This is a genomic window from Bifidobacterium tibiigranuli (genome assembly GCF_009371885.1).
Lineage (GTDB): Bacteria > Actinomycetota > Actinomycetes > Actinomycetales > Bifidobacteriaceae > Bifidobacterium > Bifidobacterium tibiigranuli.
On sequence record NZ_QLZA01000002.1, the window covers coordinates 94,080 to 106,872 of the forward strand.

13 protein-coding genes and 1 tRNA gene are annotated in these 12,793 nt (G+C 56.8%); 7 read left to right on the top strand and 7 right to left on the bottom strand.

Annotated features, from left to right (window positions below):
- Positions 1-233: 233 nt before the first annotated feature.
- On the top strand, positions 234-650 hold the full coding sequence (locus tag DDF78_RS02005; protein ID WP_152581514.1) for a glycerophosphodiester phosphodiesterase: 417 nt from the start codon (positions 234-236) through the stop codon (positions 648-650).
- 331 nt (positions 651-981) lie between these two features.
- Positions 982-1,066 (top strand) — tRNA-Ser (locus DDF78_RS02010).
- Positions 1,067-1,295: 229 nt separating this feature from the next.
- Here DDF78_RS02010 and DDF78_RS02015 read toward each other — a convergent pair.
- Entirely contained in the window at positions 1,296-2,318 is a 1,023-nt protein-coding gene (locus tag DDF78_RS02015) for an ArgP/LysG family DNA-binding transcriptional regulator (RefSeq protein ID WP_162000793.1), read from the bottom strand.
- A gap of 117 nt (positions 2,319-2,435) precedes the next feature.
- Between DDF78_RS02015 and DDF78_RS02020 the strand changes: the two genes are divergently transcribed.
- The 3 genes from DDF78_RS02020 (at position 2,436) to DDF78_RS11810 (ending at position 4,023) form a co-directional block, all read left to right on the top strand.
- Complete coding sequence (locus DDF78_RS02020) at positions 2,436-3,158, top strand: LysE/ArgO family amino acid transporter (protein ID WP_162000794.1); 723 nt, start codon at positions 2,436-2,438, stop codon at positions 3,156-3,158.
- A gap of 348 nt (positions 3,159-3,506) precedes the next feature.
- A complete protein-coding gene (locus tag DDF78_RS11805; protein ID WP_162000795.1) occupies positions 3,507-3,740 on the top strand; it encodes a hypothetical protein in 234 nt (77 codons plus the stop codon).
- Between the two features lie 16 nt (positions 3,741-3,756).
- Entirely contained in the window at positions 3,757-4,023 is a 267-nt protein-coding gene (locus tag DDF78_RS11810) for a ribbon-helix-helix protein, CopG family (protein WP_162000796.1), read from the top strand.
- Between the two features lie 231 nt (positions 4,024-4,254).
- Here DDF78_RS11810 and DDF78_RS02030 read toward each other — a convergent pair whose 3' ends face one another.
- From DDF78_RS02030 to DDF78_RS02055, 6 genes are all read right to left on the bottom strand, one after another.
- On the bottom strand, positions 4,255-5,307 hold the full coding sequence (locus DDF78_RS02030) for an aminotransferase class I/II-fold pyridoxal phosphate-dependent enzyme (RefSeq protein WP_152581518.1): 1,053 nt from the start codon (positions 5,305-5,307) through the stop codon (positions 4,255-4,257).
- A gap of 2 nt (positions 5,308-5,309) precedes the next feature.
- Positions 5,310-6,731, bottom strand: coding sequence for an FAD-binding oxidoreductase (locus tag DDF78_RS02035; protein WP_162000797.1), 1,422 nt, complete (start codon positions 6,729-6,731; stop codon positions 5,310-5,312).
- A 92-nt stretch (positions 6,732-6,823) separates the two neighbouring features.
- The gene (locus DDF78_RS02040; RefSeq protein ID WP_162000798.1) at positions 6,824-7,747 is read right to left on the bottom strand and encodes a MetQ/NlpA family ABC transporter substrate-binding protein; all 924 of its coding nucleotides are present in this window, start codon (positions 7,745-7,747) and stop codon (positions 6,824-6,826) included.
- Between the two features lie 47 nt (positions 7,748-7,794).
- Positions 7,795-8,481 (bottom strand): methionine ABC transporter permease, encoded by a 687-nt coding sequence (locus DDF78_RS02045; RefSeq protein ID WP_152581521.1) that lies wholly within the window; start codon positions 8,479-8,481, stop codon positions 7,795-7,797.
- Positions 8,478-9,539 carry a methionine ABC transporter ATP-binding protein gene (locus DDF78_RS02050; RefSeq protein WP_152581522.1) on the bottom strand — a complete coding sequence of 354 codons (1,062 nt, stop codon included), beginning with the start codon at positions 9,537-9,539 and terminating at the stop codon, positions 8,478-8,480. The genes DDF78_RS02045 and DDF78_RS02050 overlap by 4 nt, the downstream gene beginning before the upstream one ends.
- A 32-nt stretch (positions 9,540-9,571) precedes the next feature.
- Entirely contained in the window at positions 9,572-10,525 is a 954-nt protein-coding gene (locus DDF78_RS02055; protein ID WP_152581523.1) for a DUF1684 domain-containing protein, read from the bottom strand.
- Between the two features lie 406 nt (positions 10,526-10,931).
- Between DDF78_RS02055 and DDF78_RS02060 the strand changes: the two genes are divergently transcribed.
- Together DDF78_RS02060 and DDF78_RS02065 are read left to right on the top strand one after the other, a co-directional pair.
- Positions 10,932-11,849: a transporter substrate-binding domain-containing protein gene (locus tag DDF78_RS02060; protein ID WP_162000799.1), complete on the top strand. Its 918-nt coding sequence runs from the start codon at positions 10,932-10,934 to the stop codon at positions 11,847-11,849.
- 98 nt (positions 11,850-11,947) lie between these two features.
- Positions 11,948-12,790 carry an amino acid ABC transporter permease gene (locus DDF78_RS02065; RefSeq protein WP_152581525.1) on the top strand — a complete coding sequence of 281 codons (843 nt, stop codon included), beginning with the start codon at positions 11,948-11,950 and terminating at the stop codon, positions 12,788-12,790.
- Positions 12,791-12,793: the final 3 nt, after the last annotated feature.

Genomic DNA, 12,793 nt, shown 5'->3' on the forward strand with positions numbered 1-12,793 from the left:
ATCTGCCTCGCTGTCTTTCAGTGTCTTATATATCACATTGACCATTATTTTGCCCTTCGTTCCACAGCGAGACCCTTTGCCGTAACCAAAACATGATACGTTGAACGGTGTTGGAGAAATCCGGCGACACCGGTTCCCCTGCTGTCCGTTTGCTTGCCAGCGTAGAAGCATAACGGCCAGCAACGCAGCGACACCCGCTGGGGGAACGCAACATGCAATGGAAAGGAACCCCGATGGCAGAAGACAAACTCATCACAGTTGATACGTCGCTGTACGGAGAGGACGCGGCCGCCAAGACCGCAGAGGCGATCAAGGTCGCCAAGGAATTCGGCATCACCGACGAGGAAATCGCGCAGGTCGAGGACTTCAAGCAGGCGCTGACCGATCATAACGCCTGGGATCTGCCCTTCATGGGCTATGTGAACGAGGACGGCTACGGCTACGCCTACGTGCCCGATCAGGCGATCGCCCCGCCGAACTGGGATGCCCACAAGGCCTTCAAGGAGCTGCCCTACAACGTGCAGACCACCTTCGCCATCCGCATGCTGTTCACCCACCGCGACGTCGACCGCTACGGCGCCGTCATGTTCCTGCACTATGAGCGCGGCTTCACCATCCACTTCGAAGGCCCCGGCTCGAACAACTACTGATCCTTCGGTCTTCGGTTGGTTAGTCAGTCAGGAGTTTGGTTGATCAGTCCGGGGTTCCGGCTGACTAGCTGACCGACTAGGCGATGGGCGCAAAATTCGGCATAATGCCCTTTTGCGCCAGGTAACCCATACAGGAGGCACAACAAGGGCATAGCTTAAGGTCTTATGCCCTTGTTGTGCCTCCTGTCGCGATTCTGCGTCGCACAAGGGGCATAGAGACAAAGGAGCATAGTCTCAAAGCCACCTGCGCCACGCTGGGTTGTTGCCCAGCCGCAATCTGTGGTATCCTCTTCAAGTTGTGTGCCGATACCCGTATGGGGTCGGTGTACTTGGAGGATTCGCCTAGTGGCCTATGGCGCACGCTTGGAAAGCGTGTTGGTGTAACAGCCTCGCGAGTTCGAATCTCGCATCCTCCGCCCATAATCCCGCAGCCCTTTGTTTCCAAAGGCTGCGGGATTTCTGTTTCTCGGCTAAACCGTATCCCCACGCAGGCATACCGGAGCAGAAGAGCCACTGAGTTGCGGTCAGCGGCGTATTTCTGCCAGTTGCTTCGTGTACTGGCACAAAAGAGCCACTGGCGCGCGGTCAGCGGCCCTTTCGTTCCAGTTGCGAGCAGCTGGATGCCCAACCATGCGGGAAAAACCGCTAGTCCTGCGCCACCAGCGCTTTGCGGCTCGCTGCGATAATCGCTTGGGCCACGGCGTCAAGTGACGGCGATGATAGCCGCCATTGCTGCCAGAACAACGGTCGCAGCAACGGCTTGTCAGAGAGCCGGATCAGCGTGCCGGCGGGAAGCGAGTCCAGGCTTGCGGCGGGGATCATGCCCCACCCGAATCCGAGCGCGATCGCGTTCATGAATCCGGTGGGCGTGGGCACGTAATGCGTGGTCGGGTGCACTGCGGCCGCCGTGATGCTGCGTATGAATGTATTTTGCAGGCTGTCGTCCTTGTCGTATTGCATCAGCGGAGCCCGTTCGAGACTCGGCCCGTTCATGCCATCGGGGAACCACCGCCGGGCGAACTGCGGAGCGCAGGCGGCATAGTAAGCCATAGCGCCGAGACTTGTGCTGGAACATCCCTGCACTGGCTTCTCGTCAGCGGTGATGGCGGCCATCACCTCGCCGGAACGCAGCAGCCGGGACGACAGCTGCTCGTCCTGCCGCCTGATATCCACGGCGATGGACTGGCGCGCAATGGGCGCGAGCGCCGGCAGCACCCAGCTTTCCAGGCAGTCGGCATTCACCACGATGCGAATATTCACCTCATTGCCGCGCTGCTCGTCCGCAATCTGCCGCATCGCTTCCTCCTGAGCGAGGGCGATCTGGCGGGCAAGACGCAGCAGCAACTGACCCGTGCGCGTAGGCTGCGCCGGCTTAGTGCGCTGCACCACAATCTGCCCGAGTTGCGATTCCAGCGCCTTCACCCGTTGGCTGATGGCCGATTGCGAGATGCGCAGCTCGTCTGCGGCCGCTTCGAAGCTGCCCGTTTCCACAATCTGCTGCAAGGCAGTGAGCTGCTCTATGGGAATGGAGCGGATTGCCGCCGACAATGCGGTCGCAGCATCCGAACCGACCGACTGCGAGCTACTGACCGCCTGTAAACCAGCCGATTGCGAGCCCACCGCCTGCAAGCCACCAGAAAGCCTCTTGCTAGACCGACGTACGGTCATAACGGTCTCCTTTCCGCACAGCTCGCGTGGGATACCGCACAATGACATAAGTAATTCTTATATATTAGCAAAATAATTAGTTGGACTTGCAGAAAACCAAACCTTACTGTCATGGGTATGAGTATCGCAGCACTCCCCATCCTGCTCACAGGATTCACCAGCCAAGCAAGCCTGATTGTGGCCGTCGGCGCGCAGAACGCCTTCGTCATTCGCCAAGGCATCGCGCGGTCCCACGTCCCCGCCATCGTCGGCATATGCATCGCGGCAGACGCCATCCTCGTCACGCTCGGAACCCGAGGCATGGGCGTCGTGGTAGAGAGCCATCCCTCGGCGCTGTCGGCTTTGACGTGGATTGGCGCTGCCGTGCTGATGCTTTATGCGATTCTCGCGTTCAAACGTGTGTTCGTTCGCGTGCGCGCGCTACGCCGTGCAGCTATCGCGGAGCGTAGGCACGGCGGCTCTGACATTTCTGCGACCGACGCTGCCGGAGCCGACACCGCCGCAGCTGACACCGCCGCTACCAGCGCTGCCGCTACCAATATGGAACAATCGCCGCTGCGCACGGATATCCTGGCTTGTCTGGGAGTCACCTTCCTCAACCCCAACGTCTATCTGGATGCTATCGTGCTGATGGGCGGGCTCGCAGCCACCTACGGCGCAACGCTGAAATGGTCATTCGCCGCAGGTGCGATCCTCTGCAGCATCCTGTGGTTCACGCTGCTGGGAGCGCTGTCCGCGACGATGTCGCGCCTATTCAACAGCGCCCAGGCCTGGATCGCGCTCGACTCCGTCATCGGCATCGCTATGGTGCTCATCTCCGTCCACCTCGCCCTTGGCTAGGAGCCGCTGCGCACTGCGGCCGCGCCGACTGCAGCGCCATGGAAGGCCTCGCGAAACATGTCGTTGGCCGATTTGACTATGAGGTTTTGCTCGTTGCAGCCCGTAAATACAATGCAGCTCCGGATTATACTTACGAGTAATATACTCATGCGTATATTACTCGTAGGCATATTACTGAGGTTTGCAGCAGCGTTCTCGATTCTTTTGGAACCCTTTGACTCCAGCTCTCCCACATTTTTCTCCAGGATTATCCGTCTAGCGCTTCGACCATTTTGTATTACACTGAAATGACACGGAACGATTGGGGTGATGCCTTTGCCGAGCCAGCTCAGAGTACACCCACGAGTGATGCAACGTCACCCCGACATCAACGAACACGATGTGCGCTATGCTTTCAGCCACATCATCAGATCAATGCGCAGACCCGGAGACGACGAGCCCACCCAATACCTGCTCGTCGGCACCACTACGGACGGGCGCGTCATCGAAATGCTCGCCGTCATCGGCGAGCAGCATGAGTGGCTCGTCTACCACGCGATGCGCGCGACCAGGAAGACGCTCAGAGAACTCGATCTCATGTAGCCTAAGGAGCAGGACCATGACATTCACCACGGAAAACGGCGTACAGATAACGGACGAGCAGTTCGACCAGTGGGCACAGCAGGCTGAAAACGGCCACTACCCCAACCGCAAGGGCGAGATCTTCATCGGCAAGCCGCCGCTCAGCGACGAGGAGCTCACAACCGTCACGTTCAAGGCGCAGCCCACCATCGTCGAGATGCTTGACGCGCGCGCCAAACGCCAGGGCGTCACGCGCTCGGAACTGCTGCGCCACGCAGTCGAACGCGAACTCGCCACCGCCTGAATGCCCTGAATCTGGCGTGGAATGCACAGAGGCGCAAAAGCGCGTTCCCTCATTCACCGTTAGCAGCCTCAGTCGTTTTAGCGAAGTCCAATGGGACTGCCGCTCAGCGAATAAGAACTCGTGACCGGCGCCTCAAAGTGCAGCCCGCCATTATTGCAATACGTAACGCGCGGTAGCAACACCGGTGACGGTGATCCGTCGTCCTTTATAAAGGGTCTTCCACGCCCAACTTCACACTAACCGATCAGCATCATGATGCAATCGTTCTACAGCGTCCGCCACTTGCGCATCGCTTGCAGTGATTGATATGCGTACGTAGGTATGCGTTTCATCACCATATGCAGCGCCGGTGCGGGTCAGTATGCCAAGTTCAGCCAATCTTTGCACCACGCTTTCGGCGTTTTCCCCAGGAACATGGCCCCAGAGGAAGAACCCACCGACATTGCCCGTAGAAAAAATCATGCCCCACCGTTCAAAGGCTTCTTGCAGAGCCAACCGTCTCCGAGCGTGAATTCGTCGCTGTTCGCTGACGGCTTCCGTGTTCGCCAATGCATCAATCATGGCATATTGCACCGGTTGCGAGAGCACAAGACCGTATGTGCCCCACCGGGTGCCGAGCTGCTCAATGATGCTTGAGTCCCCCGCCACGAAACCTGCGCGGTATCCGGCCATATTGGATTGTTTGCTCATCGAGTACAGAGCGAGAACGCCGCCACCAGGCCGTGTGGCACCCGGTATTGAAAGAATGCTGGCAGTGGGGTCGTCGCCCTCGGAGGTCCAGTCGAACGCGGAATAGCATTCATCCTGTACGATAATCGCGTTCAATTGGCGAGCGCGTTCTATGGCACGCTGCAAGTAATCACGCCCATTGATTGCGCCGTCAGGGTTTCGTGGCGAATTCAGCCAGATCAGCGAAGCATTTTCGGGCCATCGCTCGACATCGTCCTCGGCAATCACTTGCGCACCCACCAACGCGGCGCCCGCCTCATAGGTCGGATAGTGCAGCCGCGGGATGACGATGACGCTGGAAGAATCAAGGCCAAGCCACAGCGGCAGCAGGCCGATAAGCATCTTCGTTCCGGCGACAGGAAGCACGGATGTATCATCAATGTCCATCACGCCTCGTGTCGTTCTATACCAATTCGCACACGCTGCTCGGCATTCCGGCAGACCTCGTGCCGATATATATCGGTGCGCGTTATATCCTCGTTCCAGCGCAGCTTTCACGCTGGGAGGCACAGGATCCACCGGGGAGCCGATTCGCAAATCGATGTCATCACGCATGGTCAGTCTTTCTTTCCGTCTTCCGCATCAAGCCATTTCCCCGGATTAAGGATATTGTCCGGGTCGAAAACCTGTTTGATGCCACGCTGCAATTTCATATTGGCCTCGCCGAGCTGCCGAGGTAGACGAGCGGCGAGTTCAAGCCCGACGCCATGCTCACCGGTCAGCGTCCCGCCGACGGCGAGCGCCGCCTCGAACAGCCTGCTCTGCGCCCGTTTCACTCGTTCTGATATATCGCTGGATTCTGCTTCGCTGGCGGGAATCTGGAAGAATCGAGTGTGGATATTCCCATCCCCAGCATGCGCGATCGCCGTGTACGAAAGCCCTTCCTGACGAGCGATGGCAATCACGGTGCCGAACATGGTCGATTCCGCAGATCTCGGCACTGCCACATCGCCATGGGTGCGAATCGCCTCTCGCGGGAGCCGCGGTCGTGATTTCCTCAGATTCAGCAAGTCAACATTGTCGCCTTGTGCATCACGCGCATCAATAATGATCCCCTGACTGTCTCGCAACAGCGACGTCACACGCTCGATTTCGCTGTCGATGTCCGATCCGTCAATCTGCACAAGAACCATGGCCCCTTCAACGGCAAAACGCGCATACTTTGGTTGGGCGGCCAGCAGTTGCGGCACTTCCATGAGTTCAAGGACGGCGGGCGCAACATTATGCTCGAAAAGACCGTTGATTGCAGAACATGCTGCCTGTATGCCAGAGAAAACAGCTCCCACGGTTTTGATTTCCGCTGGAATCGACCGCAATCGCACGGTCGCCTCGGTCACCACTCCAAGCAAGCCCTCCGAACCCACGAATAATCCGGTAAGGTCAAGCCCTGCAACATTCTTGATGACGCCTTTACCGGTCTCGATGACACTGCCATCGGCCAGAACCACTTGCAGCGACAGCACATTGTCCCTCGTTACGCCATACTTGACGCAATGAAGGCCGCCAGCATTCGTGGCGATGTTCCCGCCAATGCTCGAAACAGCGGAACTCGCAGGATCCGGAGCATAAAACAGTCCGTATTGGGATGCTGCATCGGAGATGGCATCGGTGATTACACCGGCCTGCACCCGTGCCGTCATACCGATAGGGTCAATCTTGCGGATGGTGTTTAGCCTTTCCGTGCTGAGCACGAATCCTTGCCTGACCGGTATTGCACCGCCAACGAGGCCGGTGCCGGAGCCCCGTGTCGTCACAGGGATCCGATAGGTATTACAGACACGAAGGATGCTCTGCACCTCAGCGGTCGTCTCGGGCAGCAATACGGCCGCAATAAGGCGAGCATCACCGCTGAATGCGGATTTGTCTTCAGCATACGGCGCCGTCGCTGACGGATCCGTCTCGATATCCTCGTCCTGCAATGCGTTCCGAATTTCGAGAAGCGCCTTGTCTATTATCGTTTCAGTGACTGCAGCTGCCATGCACATGCCTTCTGACTATGCCCTGTGAAGCAAGCCGAACGAAAGGCATGGGACCCGGGTCCCATGCCTTTCCTGACTTATCTCCCCTCATTTCACGCGTATTGCTTCAAATCAACAGCGTTGCCCTGATTATCGACAGGAACGAGCGCGTTGCCATACTCCTTGACGTAGGCCTTGTACACTCGCGGCGAGTGATAGGCTTCGACAACCTTTTTGTACGTAGGGTTGTTGAGATTCTCCTTGAGCACGGTGAACATAATGATGTACTGTCGTTGCTCGGGATATTTCTTAAAGTCAGTCGATTCTCCCCATAGCGCCGATTTAAGATCGAGTTTTGCATCATATGCCTGGGTGGTCAGCACAAAACCTGCATCCACATCATCAAGCGTTCTCACCTGCAGTTGTGTGGTGATTTCCTTGAACTTCAGATTTTTCGGATTGCTCGTTATGTTTCGAGGAGTGGGGTATGGAACCGTCATATCGACCTTTATCAATCCCATCGTCTGCAGATTGTACAAGGCACGTGCCTGATTGGACGTATCCGAGGGAATCGAAATAGTGGCACCATCGGGAATCGCCGCGACAGATTTGTATTTATGAGAATACAACGACGACCCCTGCATATGAATATAGCCGAGTCTGACAACGTCGTTGAATGGAGGGTTCTTTTTCTGGGCCGCCTTCAGCGCAGCGGAATGGATGGTCGCGGCGATATCGACATCGTGATCGACCAGCAGCTGGCTCGTGTCAGTAGACGTGTCATATGTGCTGGTTACGACTTTGATTTTGTCTCCGCGGGCTGCGAGTTCCTGATTCAGCGCATCATAGATAATCTTATAAGGTGCTCTCAAAGCCACTTTGACGACTTTCTCCCCTGAGCTGCCGCATCCGGCCAAGGACAGCGCAAATAGCGTCAGCACGGCAAAAGCCGCAAACACCTTCTGGAACAGGTGCCGGCCCAGCCTGTAGCTACGGGTTCGAACGCCGTTGCTGGAATCGAAAATATTGTTATTCATGAGTGGATGCTCCATTTTTGTTGTGATATATGTGTTGTGATGCATATTCATTGGTGATGAGTCGATAGTTTGAGGGTCAGATTTCCAAGCAGCTGCAAGAAGTATACGATGGCGACGAGGAGGAACAGGGTGACCAGTGCGATGTCAAACATGTACTGGGAGAAACCATACTGAATGGCCATCTGGCCGAGGCCTCCGCCGCCTACCGCACCGGCCATCGCAGAGAGATTGACCTGGGAGATAGCCATCAGCGTCGTAATCCGTATCAAGCTGAATCGTGATTCGCGCAGCAGCACGGATGATACGATCGCCGGGCGCGTCAGACCAATGGATTGCGCCATTTCGATCTTCCCCGGATCGACCTCCAGCAGTGCCTGCTCGACTTGGCGTGCGAAAAAGGGAATATGCCCGATCACCATCGGCACGATGGCACCTCGCACTCCTATGCCCGTCCCCACGATTATGCGCGTGACCGGAAGCAGCATGGTGATGAGCACGATGAATGGGATCGATCTCATGAAGTTGACGATTTTGGGTATGATCGCATTCAGCGCGCTGTTTTCGTAAATATGCCCCGGCGAGATCACTACGAGCAGGATGCCAAGCAACGTGCCCAGCACCACCACGAAGGCGAAGGAGATCGCAACCATGACGACGGTCTGCCAAAAACTGGTGACAATATCATCGCCATACATGATGACGTTGGGGAAATAATGTTCGAAGAAAGCGCTCATAGCTCTTCTCCCGCCTGGTTGATGCGTATGCAGGACACCTGCGATTGCCTGGCGAATTGGAACAACGAAGCCAGCTGATCCGCGTTTCCCCTGACAAGCACATACAGATTGCCGAGCGGGGCGCTTCCTATCATCCTGACACTGCCATAGATGATGCTGATCTGAATGCCGAATTTCTGCGAAGCTTCGGAAATGAACGCCTGGTACGCTTCGTCTCCATAGAACAGAAAGCGCACAATCCACGCGCCCTCGCTCACGAGATTCGTCACATACGGGCTGCGCAGGCTCTCGGCGGCCTCTTTAGTCTGGAAGAAGCTGTCTACGAAACCGCGCGTCACCGCATGCTTGGGTTGCTTGAAGATATCAACCGTGGCGCCACGTTCCACAAGCGTGCCTTCGTTAACAACCGCCACATTGCTGCATATTCGCGTCACTACGCTCATCTCATGGGTGATGAGCATGATTGTTATGCCGTGCGTTTCGTTGAGCTGGCGGAGCAGTTCGAGAATTGAGTCAGTCGTTTCCGGATCCAAGGCCGACGTCGGCTCATCGCACAGCAGGATGTCGGGTTCATTGGCCATGGCTCTAGCTATGGCGACCCTTTGCCGCTGCCCGCCGGAAAGCTGAGAAGGGTAGCTGTCGCTCCTGTGGGCGAGCCCGACCTCCTCCAAAAGGAGACTCACTCGTTCAGACGTCTTTGCACGCCCCAGCTTTCTTGCCGGAAGCGCAAGCTCGATATTCTTCTGCACAGTCGCGTTGTCGAGCAGATTGAAATTCTGGAAAATCATGCCGATTTTCTTGCGCCTCAGACGCAGCTCTTCTCTCGACAGCGCAGCGATATCTTCGCCTTGCACTCTGACCACGCCTTGCGTCGGGCGCTCCAAACCGTTGACGCAGCGTACCAGCGTGCTTTTACCTCCGCCGCTGTGCCCGATGACTCCGTAGATCGTGCCTCGTTCGATACTCAAGGAGACATCATGAAGCGCAGTGACAGTTCCGCCGCGCGTCGCAAACGTTTTGGTCACATCCTGTATCTCTATGGCGGGTTCATTCGTCATGAGCACAACCTTTCCGCGTTACCAGCAGCCGCTCACTCCAACGAGCCGAAGACGGCGGGCTTCTTTTCACCGGCTTCGATCGCGAGCGGCAGCGTGTTCTGTAAGGGCGCGAAAGGGCAGGTGCAGAACACGGTGAACGCACAGGGAAGGTTCATCGAACGGTTGAAATCGACGTAGCTGACCGAAGCAGGGTCGCTGTTGTCGAAGCCGATGACCCGTGCGCCGCCATAGCTCTCGTGGCCTGATGTCTTGTCGCGGAACAGGACATGGCCTTCGTTGGTGATGTTCGCGCGGTTATTGAGATAGATGTACTCGCCCGTCGCCTCATCGATGCGGCGTGCGCCGGAATCGTCGTTATGCACCTCGAAGACGATCAGATCACGCTTTTCGCCATCGAAATCAACATGCAGAATTCCGATGGATGTCTCGTCATGCGACAATTCGCCAGCGACTGCGCCAACAGTCACATCCTCATGCTGCTCGGCCGGCTCGAACTTCGCCGGGAACACCCACCGCTGGTCCGGTTCGAAAGAGGGAATGCTCTGCAATTGCCCGATGCCGGCGGAGTGCGGGTCGCGTATGCGGATGGCGAATTGATGCTGCACGCCGATTCGTTTGATGAGCTGCGCCCGAACGTCGCCGTTATAGAAATCCTCTAAGTTAAAATCGCCCTTTTCGGGCACGTTGATGCGCACCGGCTCGCTCACAGGTGCATCGTGATTCGTGATGACAATGCCATCATCCTCCGGAGGCGTATAGATTACCGCGTCGCCCTGCTGCAGCCACGTTCCCGGGAAGCCGTCAAGCGTTTTCGGCTCCCCGTTTTCCAGCCAGTCGATGCTGGTGAGCGAAAGCCAGCCATACGGCTCCTTCATATAGTCTTCGCGCAGACGCCGCCATTCCTCCCACTCCTTGCGGAACTCCTCGGGACTTTGATGCTTGATGTCGTCATAGCTGACGGAAGCGGGGCGTGAAAACAATTCCATGGAAAATCCTTTGTGTACAGACCAACTGCTGTAGGTCAATGATGATTCAACGACGCAGGACAGCCGAACAGTCCAAATAATCGGCCAGCCACAGCTATGCACCGCTAGTTTTCTGCCGAAGATATCTCATGTCACCACGAGAATTGCGTAGAACGGTATACATATTCCTTATACAAGGCTCTTCGGGCGTTCCGGCGCATACCTTTTACCTCAGCAGCAATATCCACCGAGCCGATCGCCAAGATAACTGCCTATAGATAACGGCTATAGGCACGCCGATTTGCGCAACTCGGAGCACTTCTATAGTGAACGCAACGCACATGGCACCAGCATGCACTCCGTCAACGCGGTTCAGTCACTCTTGGTGCTATGCAACAACGTGCGGCACAAGAAGAAGGAGAAAGCCATGTTTTCGCGCAAATTCGGAACGAAACAACGAGGGAGGGCGGCGGCGGCCGTCGTGCTCGCGGCCCTCATGGTCATGACCTCGGCATGCGGCCAGCGCGGCGATGCAAGCGGCGAGGCGCAGTCCGGCGCTGCGGCGCAGACCATAACGGTAGCGTCTTCCGGCACGCCGGCACCTATGACGTACGCCGATAAGAACGGGAATCTGACCGGCTATGAGATCGAGCTGCTCAAGGAAGTCGACAAGCTCACGCCGCAATACAAATTCAACTATGAGAAGGTTGATTTTCAGGGCATCACCGCAGGAATCGACAGCGGCAAATACCAGATAGGCGCAAACTTCTTCAACTACACTCCCGAACGCGCGCAGAAGTTCATCTTCTCGAAGTACCCACATTACCGCGACAGCGCATCCGTCTTGGCGAAGCCCGGATTCGCGGAAACCCACAAGTTCACGAAGCTCTCCGACCTCGGCGGGTACACCGTCCCATCCGATCAGCAAGGCGCGGCTTGGCAGGTCTTCGTAGAGGACTTCAACAAGATGTTCCCCAACAAACCGATGAAGATCGTATACACAGGAGTCGATCACGCCACACGTCTGCGTCAGATCAGCCAAGGGCAGTTCGACTTCGGCTATGGGGGCAGATTCCACCAGAAGGTCTACGCCACGGATCTTGGCGTCAAGGTCGAATACATCCCCATTCCCGACAGCGTGGCGCAGAACGATGCACAAAGGAAGCTGCTTAAATCGCTGCGGCAGGAGACATATTTCCTGTTCCCGAAAACCGCCGAAGGACAGAAGATCTCAGACGCGGTCGACAAGGCGCTTGTCAAGCTCCACCAGAACGGCACGATGCAGAAGCTCTCCAAACACTACTTGGGCTATGACATGACTGGTTCGAATGCCGACTGGGCGTAGGCGCATACGCTTGCGCTTGCGCGGCGAACAACTCCAACAGTTTCAATAGTTCCAACGGCTCTTAGCTCTGATGATTGAGAGCGGAAAAGGATATGCCGATGCCCGATATTTTCGACGCTTCGTACATCTGGTCCGACATTCCGGCGATTCTGTCCGGATTGCCCGTGACGATGGAGATCGTCATCGTTTCGACCATCTTCGGCTGGATTTTCGGCCTTGTGCTCGCCTTGGTCAAGATGTACAGGCCGCCGGTGCTGTACCAGCTCTGCGGGATATTCGTGTCTTTCACTCGCGGAACTCCGGAGCTGGTGCAGCTGTTCCTAGCCTTCTACGGGATTCCGGTCATCTTGCAGTACACGAATTACTACTGGGGCACCGGCATCAGCATCAACGGCATCCCCAAGATGCTGTTCGTCCTCGTCGCCTTCACGAATATCACCGCAGCATATTCCGCCGAATCATTCAGAGCGACGCTGCAAGGCGTGGACAAGGGCCAGATGGAAGCGGCGCTTTCCACCGGGCTGTCGAAATTCACCGCCTATCGCAAAATCGTCATTCCGCAGGCGCTTGTCGTCGCTATCCCTTCCCTCGGATCCCAGTTCGTGAGCATGCTCAAAGGCACGTCGCTGGCGTTCGTCGTCTCCGTGGTTGATATGACTTCGGCCGGGCAGCTCGCCGCCTCGCGCACCTACCGATTCCTGGAAATGTACATCGCTCTCGCGCTGTGCTACTGGATTCTCTCGGGCGCTTTTTCCGCGCTCTTCCGCTGGATCGAGCAACGGCTCAAGCGTAACGAGCGGACGATAACCGACTCCGATGCGCCAGAGTGGGAGCCTGCACAAGCTACGACGACAGACATTGCGGGCAATTCGTCAACAGTGGCTGTCGGCATTGCACCGGTAGCGGCGACACCAGCGTTTGCCAAGGCAACGCTCGGGTAGGAA